Raw genomic sequence first — 26,786 nt, forward strand, 5'->3', positions numbered from 1 at the left:
AGGCACAGTGCCGAACCTAGCAGAGCTGCAGCACCGCATCGCCGCGCAAATTGACATCGACGAAGAGGATTGCGTCAAGCACCTGTTCACCGCGATCGACCTTTCACCCCGCCGGCGGGCACGCATACGGGAAACCGCCGAGGCGTTGATCCTTGCCTCGCGCAGCCAAAGGGGCCGGCGCGACAAACTGGAAGCCTTCATGGAGGAATTCGGTCTGGCCACACGGGAAGGTGTGGCCCTCATGTGCCTGGCAGAAGCGCTCCTGCGCATTCCCGACGCGGACACCGCCGACTCCCTCATCCAGGAAAAGCTCCTGCAGGGGGACTGGCGGGAGCACCTGGGCAAATCCGACTCCGTGTTCGTCAACGCTTCGGTGTGGGGCCTGTTGCTGGGTGGCAAGATGGTGGGCGGCAATGCCAAAGGCGGCATGCCGGGATTCGAGAATTCTCCACGCGGTACCCGCAACTGGCTCAATCACTTTGTACAAAAGTTCAGTGAACCCGTATTACGCCAGAGCATGTTGCGGGCCATGCGCCTGATGGGCGGCCAGTACATTCTGGGCGGAACGGTGGAAGAAGCGCTTCGGCGTGCGCCCAGGATCTACCCGCAGGGTACGCTCTATTCGTTCGACGCCCTGGGCGAAGGCGCCCGGACCGGCGCCGATGCCGAGCGGCACCTGCAGGACTATGCGAAAGTCATCGAAACCGTAGCCAGCCGGCCGGCCGAAAACGGTCGCAACAGCGTGTCCATCAAGCTCTCGGCCATCCATCCCCGCTACCAGTGGACCCAGCGGGAGCGGGTTCATCAGGAACTGCTGCCCCGGCTGCGCGAACTGGCTCTGGCGGCTCGCGAAGCCGACGTGGACCTCAGTATCGATGCAGAGGAAGCCGAGCGCCTGGAGATTTGCCTGGAGGTATTTGCGGCACTGGCCACCGACCCCGCGCTGCGGGACTGGAGCGGACTGGGTTTTGTGCTGCAGGCCTACCAGAAGCGTGCGATCACCGTGGCGGACTGGCTGCGGGAACTGGCCGCGCAACGCACCTCGCCTCTCAATGTGCGGCTGGTAAAGGGCGCCTACTGGGACCGGGAAATCAAGCGCAGCCAGCAACTGGGGCTGGCGGATTATCCGGTCTTCACCCGCAAGGCCAACACGGACCTGAGTTACCTCGTCTGCGCTCAGAAACTGTTGGAAGCCGGGTCGGAAAACATCTTTCCCCAGTTTGCCACCCACAATGCCGCCACCATCGCCTCGGTCATTGAACTGGCCGGCGAGCGCCCCTTCGAACTGCAGCGCCTGCACGGCATGGGTGACCTTCTCTACAGCCAGCTTTCCCCCTCCCGGTTTGCGCGCGGGGAACTGCCACCCATTCGCGTCTACGCGCCGGTAGGCGGTCATCGCGATTTGCTTCCTTACCTGGTGCGCCGCCTGCTGGAGAACGGGGCCAACAGCTCCTTTGTCAATCGCTTCCTGGATGATCAGGTTCCTGCGGAGAAGCTGGCGGTGGACGCTCTGAGCGCAGTGGAAGCAAATGAGGAACTGCGCAGCGGGGAAATCCCCCCGCCCCGGCAGCTTTTCCGCTTGCGGGCCAACTCCACTGGACTGGACATACAGAACCCGCGGGATGCGGAGCGGGTTCGCGAAGCGGTCACGGCCGCCCGTTTCCCCGCTGGCGACGACGCCGATAACAGCACCGCCGGATTGTCACAGCAGGATGTACGCAACCCCTCCCGCCCGAGTGTACTGCTGGGCCACTACCAGGAGGCGGAGCCGGACCGGATTCGCACAGCCTTCGCCGGTGCGGCCGCGGCTCAGGTGGCCTGGGACCGGCTGGGCGGAGAGGCGCGGGCGGAGGTCCTCAGCCGGATTGCCGAAGTTTTTGAAGATCATAAACTGCGCCTGATGGGTTTGATCGTACGGGAAGCGGGACGCACTCTGGTGGACGCGGAGGCGGAGGTGCGCGAAGCCATCGACTTCTGCCACTACTACGGACTGCAGGCACGTCAGCACTTTGCCGCTCCTGCGGAACTGGAAGGCCCCACCGGCGAGGACAACACCTACAGCCTCCATGGGCGCGGGGTATTTCTCTGCATCAGCCCGTGGAACTTCCCCATGGCCATCTTCGTGGGTCAGATCACTGCAGCTCTCGCTGCCGGCAACGGGGTGGTCGCCAAACCCGCTGAGCAGACGACTCTGGTGGCTGGGGAAATCGTAAAACTGATGCATGAAGCCGGTGTGCCCGAGGATCTGCTGCACCTGCTGGCCGGCGAAGGCTCGCGGTTGTCGTCCCACCTGATGTCTGATCCGAATCTGGCGGGGGTGGCCTTCACCGGATCCACGGAAACGGCCCGCCGTATCCAGCGGGCGCTTGTGGAACGGGAAGGCCCGATCCTGCCCTTCATTGCCGAGACCGGGGGCATCAACGTCATGCTGGTGGACTCCACAGCCTTGAGCGAACAGGTGGTGGATGATGTGCTGGCATCCGCCTTCCACAGCGCCGGGCAGCGTTGTTCGGCCCTGCGGGTCTTGTACCTGCAGGACGATACGGCGGACGAAGTGCTGGAGATGCTCTGCGGCGCCTGTGATGAACTGAGTATCGGCGATCCGGCCAAACTCACCACGGACATCGGCCCCATCATTGATGAGCAGGCACTCGGGAATCTAAAGGAGTACGTGGAAAAAACCGGGCGGGAAAAGAAGCTGATCTACCGCTACGATCCGGTGCGCCTCCCGGATCAGGGGTACTTCTTCGGCCCATACATTTTCGAGGTCAACAGTCTTGCGGACGTTACCAAGGAAGTATTCGGGCCGGTGCTGCACGTTGTGCGTTACCGCCGGGAGGACCTGCCGGCGATCATCGACCAAATCAACAACTCCGGCTACGGTTTGACCCTGGGTGTACACAGCCGCATTGAGGGTTGGGCCCGCTCCATTTTCCGGCAGACCCACGTGGGCAACACCTATGTCAATCGCAACATGATCGGTGCGGTGGTGGGTGTTCAGCCATTCGGCGGTCACAATCTGTCGGGCACCGGCCCCAAAGCCGGCGGCCCTCATTACCTGTTCCAGTTCGCAGCGGAAAAAGTGTTAACCATCAACACAGTGGCCACGGGCGGCAATGCCGCGCTGCTGAATCTGGAAGAGTAGCCGGAGGCAGACGGCTGGCAACGGCAGGCTGCCTGAGCGGCAGCCTGGCCGCATCAGCTACAGTACGCCGGCAATGGCCTGCGCCACGTAGTCCACGTTCCGTGCATTCAAACCGGCCACGTTGATCCGGCTGGAACCAGCGGCGTAGACGCTGTAGCGCTCCTGCAGAGCCTGCACCTGCGCGGCGGAAATACCCAGGAAGGAGAACATGCCCTGCTGCTCTTCGATAAAGCGGAAGCGATCATCCCCAAGGCGCTGTTCCAGGGCGTCGGCGAGCGCGCTGCGCAGCCCTTTCATGCGCTCGCGCACTTCGCTCACCTCCTGCCGCCACTGGGCGCTCAACTGCGAGTCCGCCAGCAGCGTTTCGACAATCGCCGCACCATGGGCCGGAGGCATCGAATAGATGCCGCGCACAATCTTGTTCAGGTGAGTTGTGGCCGCGGCCGCGTGTCGCGCTTCCCGGGTAACGACACTGAGGCTGCCGGTACGCTCGCGATAGAGGCCAAAGTTCTTGGAACAGGAGCTGGCAACCACCAGTTCCGGCACTTCCTCGACCAATAGCCGCACACCGAAGGCGTCCTCGTCCAAGCCGCGTCCGAAGCCCTGATAGGCCAGATCCACAAACGGCAGAAAGCCATTCTTCTGGGCAAGCTTGCTGACCTCGCGCCACTGGTCTTCAGTCAGGTCGGCACCGGAGGGATTATGGCAACAGCCATGGAGCAGGACCACGTCGTCGGCCGGCACCTTCTCCAGAGTCGCCAGCATCTGATCAAACAGAATCCGGCTGCTTCCCTGATCATAGTAGGGATAGCTGGCCAGCTTCAGCCCCGCGTCGCCCAACAGCGGCTCGTGATTGGCCCAGGTGGGATCGCTGAACCAGATAGTGGCATTGGGCCGCACTCGTTTGAGAAACTCCGCCGCTACCCGCAGGGCACCGCAGCCGCCCGGGGTCTGAATGGCCGCAAGGCGCGCATCCTTCAGGACTCCACCCGCATCTCCGTAAATCAGCTCCGGCAACAGTCGGTTGAAATCCGGTGAGCCGGAGGGGCCGATGTAGACCTTGCTGTTCTGTGCCTCGATCATCTGCGCCTCGGCCGCTTTGACGCTGGCGAAAATCGGCGTGTTGCCCTCTTCGTTCTTGTACACCCCCACCCCAAGATCCACCTTGTCGGGGTTGGGATCGGCGGCACAGGCGGCCATGATTCCCAGCAACGGGTCGGCAGGAAGAGGGCTCAGTTCTTCAAACATGGTTTGGCTCCTGGAGGCTGCGAATGTCTTGCCGCAGCCGAGGTAAAGTGTCTAAAATAGCAATCTTTTCGCGTAAAACACGGATTAAATAGGATAACAATTTACTATGGCTCCCGCTATACAACTGGATGAGTACGACCTGAAGATTCTGCGGACCCTGCAGGAGAACGCCAGTTACTCCATGGCGGAGCTGGGGGAAAAGGTCGGGCTGTCCCACACCCCCTGCTGGCGGCGCATCAAGCGACTGGAAGCGGAAGGAGTGATCGTCGGGCGGGTGACCCTGCTCAATGCCAAGATCCTCAATCTGGGAGTCACAGTCCACGCCAACCTCACCATCAAGAGCCACGACGAAGAATCCCTCATAGCCTTCGAATCAGCGGTGCAGAGCATCGACGAAATCGTCGAGTGTTACTCCACCAGTGGGGACACGGACTACTTGCTCAAGATCGTTGTGGACAGCGTGGATCACTACGAGCGCTTTCTGAAGCAGCGCCTGGTCCACCTCCCCAACGTGGCCTCGGTCAATTCCACCTTCGCGCTCAAGGAAGTGAAGTACACCACCCGCCTGCCCTTGTAGAACGGCCGTTCGAGTCTTCTCAGCCTTTGCTCAGACGGCCCACAGCCTGCTCGATCGCCTCCACGGCGGCTTCGGGCGTCCTGCCGTCACACTCCACCACCACGTCCGCCGCGGCTTCGTAGAGTGGGCAGCGCTCCCGGTACAGGCCATCCAGAGTCTGCCCCGGTATTGCCGCGATGCCGCGCTTGGGGAGGTCCTTGATCCGCCCTTTCAGCTCCTCGAGGGACACTTTCAGATAGACGAGCGGCCCCATGGTCCTGAGATGGGCCATGCCCTTCTCGCTGTACACGGCGCTGCCACCCGTGGCGATCACGTGGTTGCGCAGATCCAGATCCAGTAGCACTTGTTCCTCCAGCTCGCGCAGCATCAGGTAGCCTGAATGGTCCACAATGGACTGGAGACTCTGATTGGCACGCACCTGGATCAGTACATCGGTATCCACAAAGTCCTTCATGGCGGACTTGGCCAGCAGAACACCCAAAGTGCTTTTGCCGGCACCGGGCATCCCCACCAATGAAATACAGCTCACTTCACCTCCAGTGCTTCGTCTAGCCAGCAAATTTCTTCAGCCTGCTAGTCAATAATCCCCTTTTGCCGCAGCCGGGCCAGTTGCTCGTCATTCAGGGCGAGCACTTCCGAGAACACCTCCCGGTTGTGGCTGCCCAGTTCGCCCCCGGGCCACTCGGTGCGTCCGGGTGTATCCGCCAGCTTGGGCATGATGGCCGGAATCTGCAGGGGCTTGCCATTGATCTCCACCTGCTCGAACAGGCCCCGCGCGTTGAAGTGCGGGTCCTCGGCCATTTCCCGGGCGCTGTAGATGGGACCGACGGGAACGCGGTTTTCTTCCAGTAGGGTGATGACCTCCCGGGACGGCAGTGTGGCGCACCACTTCTCCAGCGCGGCGTCGATCTCGGCTTCGTGTTTTACGCGACCGGCGTTGTCGGCCAGGCGAGGATCATTGGCCATTTCGGGATATCCCGCCGCTTCCATCAGCCGCTTGAAGATGGAGTCACCGTTGCCGCCAATGACCACGAACCTGTCATCGGCGCACCGATAGGTGTTGGTGGGGACAATGCCGGTAATGGTGGTGCCCGACGGCTCGCGCACCACGCCAGCACCGCTGAACTCGGGCACTACGGCCTCCAGCAGGTTGAACATGGACTCATAAAGCGCCACATCCACCACCTGACCGCCGGAGGCGTTGCCGTTTTTCTGCGCCAGGAGTGCCATCACGATGCCGAGTGCGGCGTGGATGCCGGCAATGGTGTCACCAATACTCAGGTTGGACCGCACCGGTGCCTCACCCGGAAAGCCGGTCACGTAGCGAAAACCGCTGATCGCTTCGCACACGGAGGCGAAGCCGGGCTTGCGGCTGTACGGTCCGTCCTGACCGTAGCCGGAGATGCGGGCATAGACGAGGTCCGGGTTGCGCTGCTTCATTTCCTCCGGCCCCAGCCCCCATTTTTCCATGGTGCCGGGCCGGAAGTTTTCGATCACGACCTGGGCATTTTCCATGAGCGTTCTGGCCAGTTCGCGCCCCTCGTCCTGGCGTAGATCAATGGTGACGGACTTCTTGTTGCGGGCGATGCTTCTCCACCACAGGGAGGTGCCGTTTTCCAGGATTCGCCAGTTGCGAATGGGGTCGCCGTTACCGGGCGGTTCGACCTTGATCACCTCCGCTCCGAAGTAGGCCAGGATGCATCCGGCAAAGGGCCCGGCCAGGAGCTGGCCCACTTCAATGACCCGAATACCTTCCAGGGGGCGTTTGGAGTTACTTAACATCGTGGTTTCTCTTTATGTTGCGCGCGGGGTTGTTCTCCGGAGCGGGTTAGTTTTCCCCGCCGATCCCATCCCGGTCCGTGATCAGGACGATCTTCCCCATGTGCTGACTCGACTCCATCAGCTTGTGGGCATTTACCACGTCCTCGAACGGGAATTCCGCCGCGATTTTCGGTGCGATTTTTCCGCTTTCGATCAGGGGCCAGACCTTCTCCCGAAGGTTCCGGGCAATCGCCGCCTTCACCTCGGCGGTGCGGGGCCGCAGGGTGGAGCCGGTCATGGTCAGGCGCTTGACCATCATGGGAGCGAAATTGACCGTGGCCTTCGGTCCCCCCAGGAAGGCGATGCTCACCATACGGCCTTCCACCGCTGCCGCCGCAATGTTGCGCTGGATGTACTCGCCGCCCACCATATCCAGAATCACATCCGCACCCCGGGAGTCCGTCGCCCTCTGGACCGCCTCCACAAAGTCTTCCTCACGGTAATTGATCGCCAGATCCGCCCCCAGCGCGCGGCAGAATTCGCATTTTTCGGCGCTCCCCGCAGTGGTCAGCACCCGGGCGCCGAAGGCCTTGGCCAATTGGATGGCCGTGCTGCCGATGCCGCTGGAGCCGCCGTGTATCAGAATAGTTTCACCGGACTGAAGTCGGGCGCGGTCGAACACGTTGGTCCACACGGTGAAGAAGGTTTCCGGCAACGCGGCCGCTTCGCCCAGCGACAGGCCCCGGGGCACAGGCAGACACTGGCCGGCGGGCGCAGTGGCGTACTCTGCATAGCCGCCGCCATTAACAAGTGCGCAGACCGGGGTGTTCAGCAGTGATGCGTCCACGCCCTCGCCCAGTTCCACCACCTCCCCGGCCACTTCCAGGCCAAGGATCGGCGATGCGTCCGGTGGCGGCGGGTAGCTGCCCTGCCGCTGGGCTACGTCCGGGCGGTTGACGCCCGCGGCGGCAACTTTGATGAGAACCTCGCCTGGGCGCGGCCGCGGCGCCGGGCCTTCGGTAATTTTCATGACTTCGGGATCGCCGTGCGAATCCAGCTCTACGTAGCGCATCTGATCTCCCATGGTTCTTATCCGTGTGGGTGGCAATCAACGCCCCTCGGGTCAGGGGGCGAGTCGTTCGATGGTCCAGTCGCCATCCGGTTGAAGCCGGTAAACAAAGCGGTCGTGAAGGCGGCTTTCCCGGCCCTGCCAGAACTCAATTTCGTTGGGCACAATGCGGTAACCGCCCCAGAAGTCCGGCAGGGGCAGCTCCCGGTTGGCGAATTTTTCCTTCATGGCATTGAACTGCTGCATCAGGGCCTGCCGGGACGATAGGGGCCGGCTCTGAGCGGAAACGATGGCGGCAATCTGGCTGTCGCGGGGCCTGGACAGGAAGTACTTCATGGATTCGGCAGTACTGAGTTTTTCCGCCGTACCGCACACCCGAACCTGGCGGTCGATGCCGTGCCACGGAAAATGCAGGCTCACTTTCGGGTTGGCGGCAATGTCACGCGCCTTGCGGCTCTCGTAGTTGGTGTAGAAGATGAAGCCGCGGTCGTCGGCGCCCTTGAGCAGGACGATGCGCTGGGAGGGTTGGCCGTCGGCGGACACAGTGGCCACGGTCATGGCGGTGGGGTCTTCCAGCCCGGCATCGATGGCCTGTTGCAGCCAGGTGGAGAATTGCCGGAAGGGGCTGGCCTGGAGGTCGTTCTGGCTGAGCCCTTCGCGACGGTATTCACGGCGAAGTTGGTCGATGTTCATTCTGGCAGTCGCTTGCAAAAGCCTTATCTTAACATGAGGCGCCCGGAGATCCGGGTGCCGCAGGCGCGGGAGCAGAGCAAGAACCAGAATCGGGGGGCCCGGAACGAAAAACGGCAGACTGCCAGGCAGTCTGCCGTTTTTCTAACCGCTGGCGGGCACTTACATGACGCGAGTCAATGTGGTGCTCTGGCCGGTGGCCACGTCGGTCTGGGTCAGTGTGTCGCCATCGATCGAAATCTTCATGACCATGGTGCCCTGACCGGGAACTTCGAAGGACATTTCATCCCCTTCGAGCTTGTAGGGCAGGCTCATGCCCATCCCAACCACGTTGATGTCGGTCTCGGTGTACTCGAGAGTCAGGGGAAACCCCTGCATTTCGCCTTCCCACTGGCCGGCCATCAACTGATCCTGCAGGCTCGGCGCGGTGCTGCAGGCGGCGAACAAAAGCACAACAGTGGCGACGCTGAGGGACTTGAGAAATCGTTTCATGGGTAAATCTCCATACATAGTGGTGTGAATCAAGGTTGGTTATTGTTAGTCGCCTCGAGCACATCGAACTGCGGCGGTGGAGGTTCCTTAGCATACCACCCGTACCTGGCAAATGCTCGCGCTTCCTGGGGCGTTATAACTTCTCTGATTGAAGCCGTCTACTGGCGCACAACCAGCCCGTGTGGCCTTACCGGCGGATCCGGGATCCGTTATGGAAGGTCCCGTTTGGGGTGTGCGTGTAGCACCAAAGCCCACCACGGCATTCTACTTGCACGCCAACCCGTAAAATACATCAGTTCACGGGGTCCTGCCGCGCCAGGGTCACGATGAAGAACCTTCATTGGCTGGATGGGGTGCACCACTTTGAGTCAAAACATCTCTGACGCCGAGCTCCTGACCCAATTTGTCGCCCAAGAGCAGCTTCCCGGCTCCTACACGGAAGCCGCTGAGCAGTGGTTTTTACCGCTTGCCAAAGAGCTGGCACGGGCGGTGACGGCGGGCCGGTTGAAGGTGCTGGGCATCGTGGGTACTCAGGGCAGTGGGAAGTCGACTTTGGCCGCCCTGCTGGAGACTATTCTGCACCGGCGGCACGGGCTGAAGGTGTGCCGTATCTCTCTGGATGACTTTTACCTGAGCCGCGCCGAGCGGGAAGCACTCGCCGCGACCGTGCATCCGCTGCTGGCCACCCGGGGCGTTCCAGGTACCCACGATGTTTCCCTGGCACTCGCGACTCTTGATTGTCTGCAGCGGCGGGACGAAGGCGACTGTGCCCTGCCCCGCTTTGACAAGGCACGGGACGATCGGCGGCCGCAAGCCCAGTGGCCCCATGTCAGGATGCCTGTGGACCTGGTGATTCTGGAAGGGTGGTGTCTCGCCGCCACAGCCCAGAGCGAACAGGAACTGATCGAGCCTATTAACATCCTGGAGGCCGAGGAAGACACGGATGGCCGCTGGCGCCGCTACGTGAATGAACGGCTCAGAGAGGACTACCCGCCGCTCTTCCGGCGCATCGACAAGCTGGTGGCGCTCAGGGCCCCCGGTTTCGACTGCGTGCTGCGCTGGCGCCAGAAACAGGAGGAGAAGCTCTCTCCCACCGACGGCGACCGGATCATGAGCGGGCCGGAGATCGAGCGGTTTGTCCAGCATTTCGAACGCATCACCCGCCACAACCTTGCACAGCAGGCACAGATTGCGGATGTGGTGTTCGAGCTGGACGCCAATCAGAACGTCACCGCGCGACACAACAGGTCCTCTGGACCCCAGATTCCTGTAGGCAAAGCTCCTGAAAGCACAGCTCCTGGAAATCAAGCTCCTGCAAACCAGGCTCCTGAAAGAAAGCCTTCTGGAGATGATCCTCCGGTCAACATGCAGGCCGCGAACGTCCGGAATGCTGTGCTCTCCCTGACATCCAATTGGCTGGTGGTGAGCGATCTCGACGGCACCCTTCTCGATCATCACGATTACAGTCACGCAGCAGCCGCATCGCAAATTGCAGAGCTGGAAGAGCGCGGCATTCCGCTCGTCTTCAACACCAGCAAAACCTTTGCGGAACTGGGCCCCATTCGCGACCGGCTCGGTAACCGGCACCCTTTTGTGGTTGAAAACGGTTCCGCCATTTACTTTCCGCCCGATTACTTTGCCAACCCGGCTGCAGGCGCCAGCCCGGTCGGCAGCTTCCAGTGCCTGGTTCTGGGAACCCCCCGCGAGGAATTGCAAGCCTGGCTGCAGCGGGTGAGTTCCGCGGCGTACCGCTTCCGCAGCTTCGCAGACATGCAGGTGGACGAAGTCATGAGCCTCACGGGACTGAACCAGAACGATGCACGGCTTGCGATGCGGCGGGATTTTTCAGAAGTGATTCAGTGGCTCGACAGCGAGGAACGTCGCGAGCTGTTCTGCCGTCAGGCGGAGGCGGCGGGCTTTCGCACTCTCCTGGGGGGGCGCTTCCTGCACCTGCTGGGCCCGTGCGACAAAGGGATGGCCGCACTTCGCCTGGTGACGGAGTACCGCAGCCAGCGGGGTGGCGCCTGGAGTCTGATTGCGGCCGGCGACAGCGGTAACGATGTCGCCATGCTGGAGGCGGCCGATCTCGCGATCCTGGTGCGTTCGCCCGTACAAGCGTTTCCAGAGCTCGCGACTCCGAAGGGCGTCATTCACAGCGAGCGGTTCGGGCCCGCCGGCTGGGCGGAAGTCATGGACGCGCTTTTGCAGCATCGTTGAGTCCCGCTATCGACCGGAGAATCCTGTGGCAGACTTCTTTCAGAACGGCACCATCACCACTCTTCACAATCTGTCCTTTCGAAAACTGGAAGAACTGGAGCGGGAGCTGCAGAGCTTTTCCTCGGAGCGCCCCATGTCCCTGCTCCTGCCTGCGCTTTATTCGGAGCTGGAGGGCGAGGCCTTTCCCAAGATCGTGCGTCAACTGGCGGATGTACCCTACCTGACCGAGATCGTGATTGGCCTCGACCGGGCCGATGAAGCCCAGTATCGGCACGCCTTGAAATATTTCCAGCAACTGCCGCAGAAACCGAAGGTGTTGTGGAACGACGGGCCCCGTCTGCGCGCGGTGGACCAGCAACTGCAGGACATTGGCCTGGCGCCGCGAGACGCTGGCAAGGGGCGGAACGTCTGGTACTGTCTCGGCTATATTCTCGCCTCCGGCAAGGGCGAAGCCATTGCCCTGCACGACTGCGATATTGTGACCTACGATCGCCATCTCCTGGCGCGTCTCATCTATCCGGTTGCAAACCCGCAGTTCAACTACGAATTCTGCAAAGGCTACTACTCGCGGGTCGCAAACGGGCGCATCAACGGGCGCGTGTGTCGCCTGCTGGTAACACCCTTGCTGCGGGCCCTGAAGAAAGTGTTCGGGCCGAGCGATTATCTGGAATACATGGACAGCTTCCGCTATGCCCTCGCGGGGGAGTTTTCCTTCCGCCGGGATGCCATCTCCGATTTGCGAATTCCCAGCGACTGGGGCCTGGAGATTGGGGTCCTCTCGGAGATGCATCGCAACTACGCCCTCAACCGCCTCTGCCAGGTTGATATCGCCCACAATTACGACCACAAACACCAACAGCTTTCGCTGGATAATGATCAGTCCGGGCTGTCCAAGATGTCCATCGACATTGCCAAAGCCTTCTTTCGCAAGCTGGCCACCCAGGGCGTCGTCTTCAATGGCGAGACCTTTCGCACAGTCAAAGCCACCTACTTTCGCATCGCTCTTGACCTGGTGGAAACCTACCGCAATGATGCGCTGATCAACGGCCTCCATCTGGACATCCACCGGGAAGAACAGGCGGTGGAACTCTTCTCGCGCAATATCATGAAGGCGGGGCAGACGTTTCTGGAAAACCCCATGGAGACCCCCTTTATACCAAGTTGGAACCGGGTGGCCAGCGCCATTCCGGGCGTCTTTTCCCAACTCTGGCAGGCGGTCGAGGACGACATGGAGGAACATCAGGACCGGGGCTAGGAAGCCGGAACAACGTTGCAACAGGATGTGATGATGAACGACGCAGTATCCAGAGCGTATTACCAGGTGTTTCGGCGCCGGGTCATGCACCATCTGGAACTGATTTATCCCGGGGAAACGGTTCGGGAGACCTGTGATCGGGCCCTGGAGATCATGGGGCTCGACGAGTCCCTCGAGCCTCTGGACAGGAGCGCGAGCCTCTGGGACCAGGAGGACATCATCGCCATTACCTACGCCAACTCCATCTACAAGCCGGGAGAAACGCCACTCCACAGCCTTTGCCATTTCTTTAAGCGCCACTTGACCGGGCTCGTCAGCGGCATCCACATCCTGCCGTTTTTTCCCTGGAGCAGCGACGATGGTTTCGCGGTCATCGACTACGAGGCGGTGGACCCGGATGTTGGGGATTGGGAGGACATTGAGGCTATCAGCCGCGAGTTCGATTTGATGGCGGACCTGGTGCTCAATCACTGCTCCGCCGAACACCAATGGTTTGCCAATTTCATCCAGGGCAAGAACCCCGGGCGGGATTACTTTTTTACCGCGAGCCCCGAGGACGACCTTCGCAGCGTGATCCGCCCCCGCACCAGCGAGCTGCTGCAGGCGGTGGACACCTATGAGGGACGCAAACACGTATGGTGTACCTTCAGCCACGACCAGGTGGATCTTGATTTCACCAATCCCGCAGTGCTGCTTGAGTTTATCCGGATTGTGCGGCTCTACCTGGACCACGGAGTGCGGATCTTTCGCTTCGATGCGGTCGCTTATATCTGGAAGGAGGTGGGCGCCCATTGCCTCAATCTGGACCAGGCCCACGAAATCGTACGCCTGCTGCGGGTCCTGATCGAGCACGCCTGCCCGGGGGCCCTGATCATTACCGAGACCAACATCCCCCACCAGGAAAACCTTTCCTACTTCGGCAACGCCAACGAGGCGCACTGCATCTACAACTTCCCCCTGCCGCCTCTGCTAGTAAACGCGCTGGTCAGCGGTGACTGCCACGACCTCACCAACTGGCTGATGACCATGCCACCCGCCCAGAAGGGCACTGCCTATTTCAATTTCATCGCCTCCCATGACGGCATCGGCTTGCGGCCGGCAGAGGGATTTCTGGACGAGGAAGAACTCACCCGGTTTCTGCAGGCGATGGAAGACTTCGGCGGGCTGGTGTCGTGGAGAGCGCTGGAAGGTCTCGTAAAGAAGCCTTACGAAGTGAACATATCCCTGATCGATGCACTCAAGGGAACCTATGACGGTGAGGACGAGTGGCAGATTGAGCGCTTCATCTGCGCCCACGCCATCATGGTGTCCTTACAGGGAATCCCGGGCATCTATATCCACAGTCTGGTGGGCACGGGCAACGATCACCGCCGGGTGGCGGCCACCGGCCAGAATCGCGCAATCAACCGGCGTCAGTGGAATGAAGACGAGCTTAACGAGTTGCTGGCAGACGAGACCAGCCGCCATGCAAGAATTCTCAGCCGCATGCAGTCCCTGCTGCGCATCCGTCAAAAGCAGCCTGCCTTCCATCCGAACGGTGACCAGTACACCCTGCACACAGGCGATCAGATATTTGCTTATTGGCGGCAAAGCATGGATCATGAACAGACCATTTTTTGCCTGAACAATATCAGCCGGCACCCACAGCGGCTTCCTCTTTCCTCCATCAATCTGCAGGGGGCCGACCTCTGGAAGGACCTGCTGACAGGCCGGCGATACTATCTTGATGATGTGCTTCCTCTTGCTCCCTATCAAAGCGTGTGGCTGTGCAACGACGAACCTCGCTCCGGGCCGGAATAATTCCGAATGACGCCTTCCAGCGCCGGCAAACTCGCCGTTCTCTCCCAGCTCCTGCACTTTGTGCGTCCCTACCGTCTGCAAACATTGGGGGCAGCCGTGGCACTGGTGTTTACCGCGCTGGTGACCCTGTCCCTGGGTCAGGGAGTGCGGTTTCTTATCGACCGCGGGTTTATCGCCGAGTCGCAGAGCGCTCTGAATCAGAGCGTCGCCCTGATTGTTGCTCTCATCATTTTTATGGCCGTGGGAACCTTCCTGCGCTTCTACGCGGTGTCCTGGCTGGGGGAGCGGGTCAGTGCGGATCTGCGCAAAGCCGTGTTCAATCATGTTATCCGGCTGCATCCCAGCTACTTTGAAACAAATCGCAGCGGGGAAATCACGTCCCGCTTGACCACGGACACAAGTCTTCTGCAGAACATCATCGGCTCGTCCGCCTCCATGGCCCTGCGCAGCGCCCTGCTCCTGATCGGCGGCCTGATCATGCTCCTGGCGACCAACCTTAAACTGAGCCTGATCGTGATTGCCAGCGTTCCGATCGTGCTGTTGCCCATTCTGTTCTTCGGGCGCCGGGTCCGGCGCCTGGCCCGCGCCAGTCAGGACTCGATCGCCCATGTGGGAAGCCAGGCGGGTGAGATCATCCAACACATCAAAACCGTCCAGAGCTACACCCGCGAGGCCATGGAACAGGACTCCTTCGCTCGGGATGTGGAGCAAGCGTTCCAGGTGGCGCGCCGCCGTATCCGGCAGCGATCCTTTCTCATCGCCGCAGTGATTCTGCTGGTTTTCTCCGCCATTGCCGGCATGCTCTGGGTCGGCGGCAGTGATGTATTGGAAGGACGGATGAGCCCCGGCGAGCTGGGCGCGTTCGTATTCTATGCCGTGGTTGTGGCCATGGCAGTCGCCACCATCTCGGAAGTGTTTGGGGAGCTGCAGCGCGCCGCCGGGGCAACGGAGCGCCTGCTGGAATTGCTTGCGGCAGATTCGCTGATCCAGGCACCCGATCAACCCGCGCCGGTTCAGCCCACGAACGCGGCCATCCAGTTGGATGGGGTTCGCTTCTGCTATCCCTCACGCCCGGGTATTGCCGCGCTGGAAGATGTGAGTCTTACAGTGGACGAAGGACGCAGCCTGGCGCTGGTCGGGCCCTCCGGAGCCGGCAAGTCCACCGTCTTCGAACTGCTGGAGCGTTTTTACGATCCTGAACAGGGCGTCATCAGCATCGGCGGCCTCGACATCCGCCAACTTTCACCGCAGACCCTGCGCGAGCAGATCGCCCTGGTGCCGCAGCAACCCGCGCTTTTCACCGGGGATGTCAACTACAACATTCGCTACGGCAACCCCGGGGCCCGCGATGAGGAAGTTGTGGCTGCCGCCAAGGCGGCACACGCTCACGAGTTCATCATGGCATTGCCCGACGGATACCGCAGCGCCCTGGGCGAACAGGGCGTACGCCTTTCCGGCGGGCAGCGGCAGCGCATTGCCATTGCCCGGGCGATTCTCAAGAATCCACGCATCCTCCTGCTCGATGAGGCCACCAGTGCGCTGGACTCCGAAAGCGAACGGCACGTACAGGAGGCCATCGAACGGCTGATGGAGAACCGTACCACCCTGATCATCGCCCACCGCCTGTCCACCGTTCAGCACGCAGACCAGATCGCAGTGCTCGAGAAGGGTCGGGTGGTGGCGGTGGGCACTCACCGGGAACTGCTGAGCAACTCGGAACTCTACCAGCGTCTCCATTCCCTTCAGTTTCAGGATCAGAGAGCGGGTGAGCTCAGCGGGACGGGCTGACCAGCGACCATTCGCAACACGAACGGGTCGCCAAAGCCCTTGATGAGGCTGTCAGCTTTTCTGCTTCCATTATTGTAATTGCTTTGATCGACTTATTGCTCAGTTCGGCCCCGGACCAGGCCGCGAGCGAACTGCTGTGGCCCCGGGCCGACGTGGAACGTACCTCCTTGCTCGCGCGCTCAATGCAAGACTCGGGAACAGCCTTCCGTCCCGAGTTACAACTTATCCAGGATTCTTTCAGCCGAGCTCTCTTCCACACCTTTCGCGTCCACGCCCAGATAGCTCACTTTGCCGTCGTCCAGGATCATGGCGTACCGCTTGCTGCGCAGCCCCATCCCCGCGCCGGTAAGGTCCAGCTCCAGGCCCAGAGCCCGCGCGAAGTCCGCGCTGCCATCCGCCACCATGGTGATCGCGTCCGCGTTCTGCGCCTTGCCCCAGGCATCCATCACAAAAGCGTCGTTTACCGCCACGCAGACGATGTTGTCCACGCCCTTGGCCTTGATCTTGTCGGCATTCACTACAAAGCCCGGCAGATGAGTGACAGAACAACCAGGAGTAAACGCACCCGGTACTGCGAACAGCACCGTCTTTTTGCCTTTGAATAGCTCGTCCGTGGTGATGTCCTTGGGGCCTTCCGGTCCCATGATCTTCAGTGTCGTGGACGGAATGTTATCGCCAACCTGTATCGTCATTCGTATAACCCTCGTGTTGTTGTGAAAATTCCCTGGTGAACGGATCCGTTCAAAACTTCCAGAACGGTCCGGCGTGATGGTAACTCTTTCCCGCGCCGGGAAGAATTTCCCGCAGGTAGTGATGCATGGAGCGCTCCCGCTTCCAGTCCCTCGGATAGCCGAGCGAAACTTCCTCGAACCGAACACCGTCCCGATAATCAGTGGAGCGCATGTGAAGATGGCCGGACACCACGACGCTGGCGCGGTAGCGCAGGTGCCAATCTTCTGTTTTGCGGGTTCCGCACCAGATGGAGAATCGGGGCACGCGCATGGTGCGCACCAGGTCGTAACGCAACGGAAAATGATTCACCAGCACAAGGGGCAGTTCATCCCCGCAATCGCGCAGACGCTGCTCGCTGTAGTCGAGCCGCGCCTGGCACCACTCTGCCTTGCTGCCATAGGGTGCCGGGTTGATGCTGTATTCATCGCGACACAATACTCCCGACTCCACCGCCCAGTCCACGGCCTCATCCAGGGCAACGGAGTCCGGCCGGAAGCTATAGTCGTACAGAATGTGCAACGGCACGATTCGCAGAGGGCCGCCCGGGCCGGGCCAGACCGGATAGTCGTCTTCAGGGGTACTGACCTGAAAACTTCGACACACGTTCACCAGTTCGCGGTATTTGTCCACCGAGGACTGTTTACCATTAGGTTCCACCCACAACTCGTGATTGCCCGGCACCCACACCACCTTCTTGAAACGCCCGCAAAGCACGTCGAGCGCTGCGGCAAGCTGGGCGGCCGAGGCGCAGATGTCGCCGCCCAGAATCAGCCAGTCGTCAGCTAATTCCGGCATATCCTGCAAAGCCTCGCGGTTGGCCCGATGATCCAGGTGCAGGTCACTAATGGCGTAGAGTTTCATAAGGTGTCGGCTGGCACACAAACAAGGACTACATGATCCCACATTGCCCGGCCACTTTGCCAACTGAACCATATTGGCACAGATCCGGCATCGTCCTGTTCATCATCACCATGACGGGGTGGGGCAAAGCCTCTATACTGTTTCCAAAAAACGAATCCCGGCAGCGGTCGCCCTTACCCCGTCTGGACCTTCCAACAACAACAGCTAGCCTATGTACGCAGTCATCGATCTCGGATCCAACAGCTTCCATCTACTTATTGCTGAGCGCACTGACGCAGGCTTCCGGATCGTGGATCGCTGTAGCAAAAAGATTCAGCTGGCCGATGGCCTTGCGCGCAACGGGGTGTTGAATTCTCCCGCCATTCAGCGGGGGCTCGACTGCCTGCAATCCTTCCAGGGCGTTCTCAGCCGCCACCCCATTCGCTGCCTTCAGGTTGTTGCCACCCAGGCCCTGCGCGAAGCCGCTAACGCTCAGCAGTTTCTGGATCAGGCCCGGGGGTTGGGCTTTCATGTGGAGGTCATTACCGGAGCGCAGGAAGCAGAGTTGATCTTTCACGGCATCAACGCAGGACAACCGCCCTCCTCCGGCAATCGCCTGATAATCGACATCGGCGGAGCAAGCACGGAAATCGCGCTGGGCAACGGTGCTTCGGTACGTTTCGCGACCAGTATTCCCATCGGCTGCGTCCGCTGGCGGGATCAGTTCTTCTCCGACGGGGTGTTCTATGGCGCGCGGGGTGTCAGCGCAAAAAATGCAGCGATCGAGGCCTTGCAGCCTGCCATTGGGCCACTTCGCAAGTTTGGCTGGGACGAGTGCCTCGCTTCTTCAGGCTCTGCCAAAATGCTGGCCAATATCGGCCGGGAAAACGGTTGGAGTCAGGGGGAGATCAACGGGGCCTGCATCCGCGGAATCGAGGGTTGCCTCAAGGATGTTACGGACCACTCCCGGATCGAACTGGCAGGCCTCAAACCCGAGCGCCGAGACCTGCTCGCGGCCGGAGTGAGCATCATGGCCGGTATCATGGACGCACTGGAAATTGAATCCGTCGCGTACAGCCGGACGGCCTTGCGGGAGGGGATACTGGAGTGGATGACGGGTTCCCAGAGTGGCAACAAGGCCAGCGTCCATTCAGCGTAATCCCGTTGGACAGAGTTGTTGGGTTACGGCCTGCGGCCTAACCCAACCTACGGTTGCTGCTCTATGCGACCAGTGGACAGTTCTAGCAAGAAGAACAGTCCACTGGACAACTACCTGAAGCTTACCAACCGGTAACGGCTTTCAGACCTTCACCGATCTCCGCAAGGCTGCGTACCGTGCGAACGCCGGCATCTTCCAGCGCCTGGAACTTCTCGTCAGCCGTGCCCTTGCCGCCCGAGATGATCGCACCGGCGTGGCCCATGCGCTTTCCGGGAGGCGCGGTTACGCCCGCGATGTAGGAAACCACAGGCTTGCTGACATGGTCCTTGATGTAAGCCGCAGCCTCTTCTTCCGCAGTACCACCAATTTCCCCGATCATGACGATCGCTTCAGTGGCCGGATCCTTCTCGAACATTGCCAGAATGTCGATGAAGTTCGAACCCGGGATGGGGTCCCCGCCGATGCCCACACAGCTGGACTGGCCGAAGCCGTAATCGGTGGTCTGCTTCACCGCTTCGTAGGTCAGGGTGCCGGAACGGGAAACAATGCCCACCTTGCCAGGCTTGTGAATGTGGCCGGGCATGATGCCGATCTTGCATTCGCCGGGGGTGATCACACCGGGGCAGTTAGGACCAATCAGGCGCACACCCAGTTCATCACACTTTACCTTGCAGTCCAGCATGTCGAGAGTGGGAATGCCTTCGGTAATGCATACCACGAGCTTCACGCCGCTGTTCGCCGCTTCCAGAATGGAGTCCTTACAGAAGGGCGCGGGGACGTAGATCACGGATGCGTCGGCGCCGGTGGCGGCAACCGCTTCATCCATGGTGTTGAACACCGGCAGTCCCAGGTGGGTCTGGCCGCCCTTGCCCGGGGTCACACCGCCCACCATCTGGGTGCCGTAAGCAATGGCCTGCTCGGAGTGGTAAGTGCCCTGGGAGCCGGTAAAGCCCTGGCACAGTACTTTGGTGTTTTTGTCGATCAAAATGCTCATGAAAATTCCTCTCTTATGCGGCGCTTGCGGCTTTTACCACTTGTTCAGCGGCGTCGGTCAGGCTGGTGGCGGCAATAATGTTAAGCCCGCTTTCGGCCAGCTTCTTCGCGCCCAGGTCCGCATTGTTGCCTTCCAGACGCACCACAACGGGCACCTTCACGCCCACTTCTTCAACGGCGCCAATAACGCCTTCGGCAATCAGATCACAACGCACAATGCCGCCGAAGATGTTGATCAGTACCGCTTTTACGTTCTCGTCCGAGAGGATGATCTTGAAAGCTTCAACCACGCGCTCTTTGGTCGCACCGCCACCAACGTCGAGGAAGTTGGCTGGCTGACCACCGTGCAGTTTGACGATGTCCATGGTGCCCATGGCCAGGCCGGCCCCGTTCACCATGCAGCCGATATTGCCGTCCAGCGCCACATAGTTCAGTTCCCATTTGGCCGCGCGGGCTTCGCGCTCGTCGTCCTGGGAAGGGTCGTGCATTTCCTGCAGCTTGGGCTGGCGGTACAGGGCGTTGCCGTCGATGTTGATCTTGGCGTCCAGGCAATGAATGTCGCCCGCGTCGGTAACTACCAGCGGGTTTACTTCCAGCAGAGCGAGATCGTAGTCCTGGAAAAGTTTGGCCAGGCCAAGAAAGACCTGGGTAAACTGCTTCACCTGCTTGCCTTCCAGGCCCAGCTTGAATGCCAGCTCGCGCCCCTGATAGGGCTGGGCGCCCACCAGCGGATCGATGGTGGCCTTCAGAATTTTCTCCGGGGTCTCTTCCGCTACTTTCTCAATTTCCACGCCGCCTTCGGTGGACGCCATGAAAACAATGCGACGGGTGGAGCGGTCCACTACAGCGCCCAGATACAACTCCCGGGCGATATCGGTGCAGGACTCAACCAGGATGCGGCTGACAGGCTGACCGTTCTCATCGGTTTGGTAGGTAACCAGATTCTTGCCCAACCACTGGTTGGCGAAATCCTCGATTTCCTGTTTGGAGCTGACCAGCTTGACGCCACCGGCCTTGCCGCGGCCACCGGCGTGAACCTGGGCTTTGACAACCCACTTGGAGCCGCCGATTTCGTCAGCCGCCGCAGCAGCCTGCGCCGCGGTTTCAGCGGCTACGCCCTTGGAAACAGGCAAACCGTACTCGGCAAACAACTGCTTAGCCTGATATTCGTGTAAATTCATGGCTACCTTCCATTCTTCGGGGACTCGCCCCCTTGTTCTCAAAACACCAGTAGGTTCAGACCTACCCCAAATCGGCAGATTTTCCACCCGCCTTGTTATTGTCCTTTACTTTCTGCGCGGTCGGCGATTACCGATGTGAATCGCATGGCCGTTAACCGCCAACGCCGCTTCGTGAACACTTTCGGACAGCGTCGGGTGACCGGTGACGATCATTCCGATATCTTCCGCGGTTGCGCCAAACTCCATCGCGATGGCCACCTGCTGCACCAGATCCGCCGCGCTCGGTCCCACGATGTGGCAGCCGAGAACCCGATCCGTCTCTTCGTGGGCGATGATCTTCACCAGGCCCGCGGTTTCATTGGCGACGACAGCGCGACCGTTGGCCGCGAAGGGGAAGGTGCCCACCTTGTAGGGTTCACCGTCCGCCTTGACCTGCTCTTCGGTGCGACCCACGGCAGCCACTTCCGGATGGGTATAAATGACACTGGGGATCACATCGTAGTTGACCATGGTCTTCTGGCCGGCGATGCGCTCGGCGACCATGACACCCTCTTCCATCCCCTTGTGCGCAAGCATGGGACCGCGGACCACGTCCCCCACCGCCCAGACGCCGGGTGCGTCGGTGGAGCACAGATCGTTGACGTAGATGAAGCCGCGCTCGTCCAGATTCACACCGCTGTCAGCCGAGAGCAGATCTTCGGTGTAAGGACGACGGCCCACACAAACAATCAATTTGTCGAAGACTTCCTGCTGCTCCTCACCGTCCGCGTTGACGAAGGTCACAGTAGCCTTGTTCTTCTTCACTTCGGTCTTGGTGACCCGGCAGCTCAGACGGATATCGAGGCCCTGTTTGGTGAGAATCTTGCGGGTTTCCTTGGCGATCTGCTGGTCCATCACCGCGAGGAAGGTGTCCAGCGCTTCCAGGCAAACCACTTCGGAACCGAGGCGGTTCCAGACGCTGCCCAATTCCAGGCCGATGACGCCGGCACCGATAACGCCGAGACGTTTGGGCACGGATTTGAAGTCGAGCGCGCCGGTGGAATCCACCACCACGTCCCCGTCGATTTCCGCAACGGGGATGTTTACCGGAACGGATCCAGAGGCGAGGATCACGTTGTCCGCTTCATAGGTTTCAGTGCTGCCGTCGGGACGCTGCAATTCCACCTTGCGACCCGCCAGCAATTTGCCGTGACCCTGAAGGCTGGTGACACCATTGGCTTTGAACAGGGTCCCGATGTTGCTGGTGAAGTTTTTGACGATGCCGTCCTTGCGGGCAATCATGGCGGGAACATCGATGTTGACCTTGCTGGTGGTGATGCCGTGGATGTCCAGCTCGCCCTTGGTTTCCAGGTATTTATACGAGCTGTCGAGCAGCGCCTTCGAAGGGATACAGCCAACGTTCAGGCAGGTGCCCCCGTTGACCACCTTGCCGTCCGCATTCTGCCACTTCTCGATGCAGGCGGTATTCAGGCCCAGCTGGGCGGCTCGGATCGCGGCCACGTAGCCGCCAGGACCGGAACCAATTACGATAACGTCAAATTTGTTCGCCATATGTTTTGTCCAAGTCAGTCGGGTTCGATTGTCGGGCCACTCTCAGCCGAGCGTGGCCAATCGGAACGGCGAGTTCCCCCGCCGCTATTCCGCAATCAGATTTCCAGGAGGATTCGCGCCGGATCTTCCAGCAGGTCCTTGATCGCCACCAGGAATTGCACCGCGTCCTTGCCATCGATGAGGCGGTGGTCGTAGGAAACCGCCAGGTACATCATGGGCAGAATCTTTACCTGACCATCTACCGCCATCGGGCGCTCCTGAATCTTGTGCATCCCCAGGATCGCTGTTTGCGGCGGGTTGAGGATGGGCGTGGACATCAGGGAGCCGAATACGCCGCCATTGGTGATGGTAAACGTGCCGCCGGTGATCTCCTCGATGCCGAGTTTGCCGTCACGGGCGCGCTGACCGAAATCACGGATGGTGTTCTCCACTTCCGCGATGCCCATGTTCTCCGCATTGCGCAGTACCGGCACCACCAGGCCCTTGTCTGTGGACACGGCAACGCCGATATCCTGGTAGCCATGGTAAACAATGTCGTTGCCGTCGATGGAGGCGTTCACCACGGGGAAGCGCTTCAGGGCCTCCACCGCAGCTTTCACAAAGAATCCCATAAAGCCGAGACGCGTGCCGTTATGGGCTTTCTCGAAGTCCGCCTTGTAGCGCTGGCGCAATTCCATGACCGGGGCCATGTTCACCTCGTTGAAGGTGGTCAGCATGGCGGTGTTCTGGGAAGCATCCAGGAGGCGTTCGGCGATACGCGCGCGCAGGCGGGTCATGGGAACGCGTTTCTCGACGCGTTCGCCTCCGGGCAGCTCCACCTCGGGCGCTTTTGAAGCGCCGGGCTGGGCGGCGGGCGCTTTGGATTCGGCCGCGGGCGGCTTGGCGTTCTCGACATCTTCCCGGGTGATGCGTCCGTCCTTGCCGGTACCGCTCACTGTATTCAAATCGATGCCGCGCTCTTCAGCCAGTTTGCGGGCCGATGGGCTGGCGATCACTTCGCCCTTGCCCTGCTCAGCGGCCGGTGCTGTTTCGCCGGCGCCGGTCTCGGCGGGTTTTTGCTCCTCCTTGGCAGGAGCCGGTGCCGCAGCGCCTTCGGTGACAACCGCGAGCAACTCATTGCTCAGCACCGTCTCGCCCTCACCCTTTTTGATTTCCGCCAATGTTCCGTTGGCCGGTGCCACCACCTCCAGCACCACCTTGTCGGTCTCGATATCGACAATCAATTCATCGCGGGAAACACTCTCCCCCGGTTGCTTGTACCACGTTGCGACGGTGCCATCCTGAACCGATTCAGGAAAAGTTGGCGCTTTGATTTCTATAGTCATCCCGTATTAGTCCTATCGCTTTCAGCAAAACATGCGCTCGCTGCCAATCGCGGATCAACAGCAAACCTGCCCGTTTATTTCTTGTTCTTGCGGTCCGTCGCGGCTCGGTCTAACGCTCCCCGAGCGCTTCTTCCACAAATTTATGTTGCTGCTCCAGGTGGGTCGACATGTAACCCGCGGCCGGCGCCGCTGCAGGCTCCCTACCCACATACACCAGGTACAGTGACGGATCATATTCATTGATCACGCGACGCATATGGTGTTGGCTACTGTACCACGCCCCCTGGTTCATGGGCTCTTCCTGGCACCAGACGATTTCCTTCACACCGGAATACTGGCGCAGAGCCGCTTCCAACTCATCTTCCGGGAAAGGATAGAGTTGCTCCAGACGAATCAGGGCGACATTGCTCTGCTCTCGCTCCATGCGCGCCTCCAGCAGGTGGTAATAAACCTTGCCGCTGCAGAGCACAATGCGGTTCACGCCCTTGGGATCCACCGTCTCGTCCGGCAACACGTTGCGGAACTGACCGTCGGCCAGGTCCTCGAGACTGGAGACGGCCAGTTTATGGCGCAGAATCCACTTGGGACTCATGATCACCAGGGGCCGGCGCATGGGGCGAATTGCCTGTCGACGCAGCAGGTGGAAGATCTGTGCCGGGGTGGTGGGCACGCACACCTGAATGTTGTGCTCGGCGCACAGTTGCAGGAAACGCTCCAGGCGCGCGGACGAGTGTTCCGGGCCCTGTCCTTCGTAGCCATGCGGCAGCAGCATGGTCAGCCCGCACAAACGACCCCACTTGTGCTCGCCGCTGGTAATGAACTGGTCAATCACCACCTGGGCGCCGTTGGCAAAGTCACCAAACTGGGCTTCCCAGATCACCAGAGCGTTTGGCGTCGTGGTCGCGTAGCCGTATTCAAAGGCCAGCACCGCCTCTTCCGAAAGGAGCGAATCGTAAATATCGAAGTCCGGCTGTCCCGGGAACAACTCCGACAGCGGGTAGTAGGTGGAGGCATCCTTCTGGCTGTTGATCACCGCATGACGATGAGAGAAGGTACCGCGACGTACATCCTGCCCTGTGATGCGCAGACGGAAGCCCTGCTTGAGCAAGGTGGCGTAAGCGAGCATTTCCGCCATACCCCAATTGATGGGCAGGGCGCCGCCCGCCATTTTGCGTCGATCCTCGTAGATCTTGGCCACCTGCTTCTGCACCACCACACCATCGGGCACTTCGCAAATCTTGTGGCCGAGTTCCTGCAATTCCTTCACGGGGTAGGTGGTATCCGCCGGCGTGGTCCAGTCGTGGCCGATATAGGGCGTCCAGTCTACGAACAGGGAACTGTCCGGCTCGCTCACCAGCCCATTGGCCACATGGTCCCCGCGATCGAGAGCCGCGCGATAATCATCAGACATTTTGTCCGCATCGGCCTGGCTGATCACACCTTCGTTCACCAGCCGGTCCGCGTACAAGGCGCGGGTAGTCTTCTGCTTGCGGATCGCGCTGTACATCAACGGCTGGGTCGATGAGGGCTCGTCGGTCTCGTTGTGTCCCCGGCGGCGGTAGCACACCAGATCAATGACCACGTCTTTTTTGAATTCGTGGCGATAGTCCATGGCCAACTGGGTGACAAAGAGGACTGCTTCCGGATCATCTCCGTTCACGTGGAAGACCGGCGCACCCACGATTTTCGACACATCTGTGCAGTACTCTGTGGAACGTGCATCGTCTCGTCGACTGGTGGTAAAACCGACCTGGTTATTGACGATGATGTGCACCGTACCGCCGGTACCATAAGCGCGCGTCTGGGACATCTGGAAGGTCTCCATGACCACGCCCTGCCCTGCGAAGGCCGCGTCGCCATGCACGACGATGGGAAGCACCTTGCTGCCCACCGGATCGTTGCGCCGATCCTGCCGGGCGCGGACGGAACCTTCCACCACCGGCGAGACGATTTCCAGATGGCTGGGGTTGAACGCCAGCGCGAGGTGCACCTCGCCGCCGGGAGTCATCACGTTGGAAGAGAAGCCCTGGTGGTATTTAACGTCCCCGGAGGTGCCAATGAAGCGCTTTCCCTCGAACTCGTCGAACAGCTCGGCGGGATTTTTGCCCAGCACGTTCACCAGGGTGTTGAGGCGGCCGCGGTGGGCCATGCCCAGCACGATCTCCTTGGCGCCGTAATAACCTGCGCGATTGATCAGAGCGTCCAGCAAGGGGATGAAGCTTTCGCCGCCCTCGAGACCGAAGCGCTTGGTTCCGGGATATTTGCTGTCCAGGTGGCGTTCGAGCCCTTCTGCCGCGGTGAGGCGCTCGAGCAGCTTGCGACGCAGATCGTCGCCGTACACAGGTTTGGAGCGCACGCTTTCGAGGCGCTGCTGCAACCATTGTTTCTCGGCGAAATTGGTGATGTGCATGATCTCGGGGCCGACCGAGCCGCAATAGGTGTGCTCGAGGGCCTCGATGATTTCACGGAGGGGGGCTTCTTCCTTGCCGATAAACAGGTTGCCGGTCTGGAAGACTGTGTCCAGGTCGGCCTGGGTCAGACCATGGAAGCTCAATTCCAGGTCGGGAACGGTCTCCCGCTCCATCAGCCCGAGCGGGTCCAGCTTCGCCTTCTGGTGACCCCGGAAGCGATAGGAGCTGATAATCTGAACGACCTTGACCTGCTTGCGCTCGTGCTCGATGTTGACGCCGCCGGAGCCGGGCGCGGCGATGGGACGGGCGCGGCGCTTGCCGAGCAGTTCAAAATGCTCGCGAACCACCGAATGGGGCGTGTCCTGGGTGACGACCCCTTCGACCCGCGGGAGCTGATCGAAGTAGTTCCGCCATTCCTCCGGCACCCCGTTGGGGTTGTGCAGATACTCTTCGTAAAGCTCCTCTACGTAGGCCGCATTCCCACCAGACAGTTGGGAAGTGCTCCACAATAGCTCCATCAAGCTTTCTTTGGCATCGCCTTGCATGGTTGCC

The 26,786-nt window shown here is 60.6% G+C and carries 20 protein-coding genes; 7 read left to right on the plus strand and 13 right to left on the minus strand.

What is annotated here, in order from left to right; translation table 11 throughout:
• The first annotated feature begins 7 nt into the window (after positions 1–7).
• Positions 8–3,145: a bifunctional proline dehydrogenase/L-glutamate gamma-semialdehyde dehydrogenase PutA gene (putA, locus tag ACURWW_RS12255; protein ID WP_445617424.1), complete on the plus strand. Its 3,138-nt coding sequence runs from the start codon at positions 8–10 to the stop codon at positions 3,143–3,145.
• A 57-nt stretch (positions 3,146–3,202) separates the two neighbouring features.
• Here the strand turns inward: putA and ACURWW_RS12260 are convergent, their stop codons facing one another.
• Positions 3,203–4,393, minus strand: a complete 1,191-nt coding sequence (locus ACURWW_RS12260) for an amino acid aminotransferase (RefSeq protein ID WP_445617423.1) — start codon at positions 4,391–4,393, stop codon at positions 3,203–3,205.
• A gap of 106 nt (positions 4,394–4,499) precedes the next feature.
• On the opposite strand from ACURWW_RS12260, the gene ACURWW_RS12265 reads away from it, so the two are divergent.
• Positions 4,500–4,970: an Lrp/AsnC family transcriptional regulator gene (locus ACURWW_RS12265; RefSeq protein WP_445617422.1), complete on the plus strand. Its 471-nt coding sequence runs from the start codon at positions 4,500–4,502 to the stop codon at positions 4,968–4,970.
• Positions 4,971–4,989: 19 nt separating this feature from the next.
• On the opposite strand, the gene ACURWW_RS12270 is transcribed toward ACURWW_RS12265, so the two are convergent.
• The 5 genes from ACURWW_RS12270 to ACURWW_RS12290 all read right to left on the minus strand — a co-directional run bounded on the left by ACURWW_RS12270 (position 4,990) and on the right by ACURWW_RS12290 (position 8,982).
• Positions 4,990–5,499 (minus strand): shikimate kinase, encoded by a 510-nt coding sequence (locus ACURWW_RS12270; RefSeq protein ID WP_445617421.1) that lies wholly within the window; start codon positions 5,497–5,499, stop codon positions 4,990–4,992.
• Between the two features lie 44 nt (positions 5,500–5,543).
• Complete coding sequence (locus ACURWW_RS12275) at positions 5,544–6,752, minus strand: CaiB/BaiF CoA transferase family protein (protein ID WP_445617420.1); 1,209 nt, start codon at positions 6,750–6,752, stop codon at positions 5,544–5,546.
• A gap of 46 nt (positions 6,753–6,798) precedes the next feature.
• A complete protein-coding gene (locus ACURWW_RS12280; RefSeq protein ID WP_445617419.1) occupies positions 6,799–7,815 on the minus strand; it encodes an NAD(P)H-quinone oxidoreductase in 1,017 nt (338 codons plus the stop codon).
• Positions 7,816–7,854: 39 nt separating this feature from the next.
• Positions 7,855–8,493 (minus strand): pyridoxamine 5'-phosphate oxidase, encoded by a 639-nt coding sequence (pdxH, locus tag ACURWW_RS12285; RefSeq protein ID WP_445617418.1) that lies wholly within the window; start codon positions 8,491–8,493, stop codon positions 7,855–7,857.
• 159 nt (positions 8,494–8,652) lie between these two features.
• Positions 8,653–8,982, minus strand: a complete 330-nt coding sequence (locus tag ACURWW_RS12290; RefSeq protein WP_445617417.1) for a hypothetical protein — start codon at positions 8,980–8,982, stop codon at positions 8,653–8,655.
• A gap of 363 nt (positions 8,983–9,345) precedes the next feature.
• On the opposite strand from ACURWW_RS12290, the gene ACURWW_RS12295 reads away from it, so the two are divergent.
• From ACURWW_RS12295 to ACURWW_RS12310, 4 genes are read left to right on the plus strand one after another with little or no spacing between them, the layout of a single operon-like run.
• On the plus strand, positions 9,346–11,199 hold the full coding sequence (locus ACURWW_RS12295; protein WP_445617416.1) for an HAD-IIB family hydrolase: 1,854 nt from the start codon (positions 9,346–9,348) through the stop codon (positions 11,197–11,199).
• 25 nt (positions 11,200–11,224) lie between these two features.
• Entirely contained in the window at positions 11,225–12,454 is a 1,230-nt protein-coding gene (locus tag ACURWW_RS12300) for a glycosyl transferase (RefSeq protein WP_445617415.1), read from the plus strand.
• Between the two features lie 33 nt (positions 12,455–12,487).
• On the plus strand, positions 12,488–14,254 hold the full coding sequence (locus tag ACURWW_RS12305; protein WP_445617414.1) for a sugar phosphorylase: 1,767 nt from the start codon (positions 12,488–12,490) through the stop codon (positions 14,252–14,254).
• 6 nt (positions 14,255–14,260) lie between these two features.
• On the plus strand, positions 14,261–16,042 hold the full coding sequence (locus tag ACURWW_RS12310; protein WP_445617413.1) for an ABC transporter transmembrane domain-containing protein: 1,782 nt from the start codon (positions 14,261–14,263) through the stop codon (positions 16,040–16,042).
• A 215-nt stretch (positions 16,043–16,257) separates the two neighbouring features.
• On the opposite strand, the gene ACURWW_RS12315 is transcribed toward ACURWW_RS12310, so the two are convergent.
• Together ACURWW_RS12315 and ACURWW_RS12320 are read right to left on the minus strand one after the other, a co-directional pair.
• Complete coding sequence (locus ACURWW_RS12315) at positions 16,258–16,734, minus strand: peroxiredoxin (RefSeq protein WP_445617412.1); 477 nt, start codon at positions 16,732–16,734, stop codon at positions 16,258–16,260.
• Positions 16,735–16,783: 49 nt separating this feature from the next.
• The gene (locus ACURWW_RS12320) at positions 16,784–17,635 is read right to left on the minus strand and encodes a metallophosphoesterase family protein (protein WP_445617411.1); all 852 of its coding nucleotides are present in this window, start codon (positions 17,633–17,635) and stop codon (positions 16,784–16,786) included.
• Between the two features lie 211 nt (positions 17,636–17,846).
• Between ACURWW_RS12320 and ACURWW_RS12325 the strand changes: the two genes are divergently transcribed.
• Positions 17,847–18,773, plus strand: coding sequence for a Ppx/GppA phosphatase family protein (locus tag ACURWW_RS12325; protein WP_445617410.1), 927 nt, complete (start codon positions 17,847–17,849; stop codon positions 18,771–18,773).
• Positions 18,774–18,894: 121 nt separating this feature from the next.
• On the opposite strand, the gene sucD is transcribed toward ACURWW_RS12325, so the two are convergent.
• From sucD to ACURWW_RS12350, 5 genes are all read right to left on the minus strand, one after another.
• Positions 18,895–19,767 carry a succinate--CoA ligase subunit alpha gene (sucD, locus tag ACURWW_RS12330; RefSeq protein ID WP_445617409.1) on the minus strand — a complete coding sequence of 291 codons (873 nt, stop codon included), beginning with the start codon at positions 19,765–19,767 and terminating at the stop codon, positions 18,895–18,897.
• 13 nt (positions 19,768–19,780) lie between these two features.
• Positions 19,781–20,947: an ADP-forming succinate--CoA ligase subunit beta gene (gene sucC / locus ACURWW_RS12335; RefSeq protein WP_445617408.1), complete on the minus strand. Its 1,167-nt coding sequence runs from the start codon at positions 20,945–20,947 to the stop codon at positions 19,781–19,783.
• Positions 20,948–21,052: 105 nt separating this feature from the next.
• Positions 21,053–22,498: a dihydrolipoyl dehydrogenase gene (lpdA, locus tag ACURWW_RS12340; protein ID WP_445617407.1), complete on the minus strand. Its 1,446-nt coding sequence runs from the start codon at positions 22,496–22,498 to the stop codon at positions 21,053–21,055.
• Positions 22,499–22,593: 95 nt separating this feature from the next.
• The gene (odhB, locus tag ACURWW_RS12345; RefSeq protein WP_445617406.1) at positions 22,594–23,823 is read right to left on the minus strand and encodes a 2-oxoglutarate dehydrogenase complex dihydrolipoyllysine-residue succinyltransferase; all 1,230 of its coding nucleotides are present in this window, start codon (positions 23,821–23,823) and stop codon (positions 22,594–22,596) included.
• A gap of 109 nt (positions 23,824–23,932) precedes the next feature.
• Positions 23,933–26,779, minus strand: coding sequence for a 2-oxoglutarate dehydrogenase E1 component (locus ACURWW_RS12350; RefSeq protein ID WP_445617405.1), 2,847 nt, complete (start codon positions 26,777–26,779; stop codon positions 23,933–23,935).
• Between the last annotated feature and the right edge of the window lie 7 nt (positions 26,780–26,786).

It is taken from the genome of Gilvimarinus sp. F26214L (assembly GCF_054401055.1).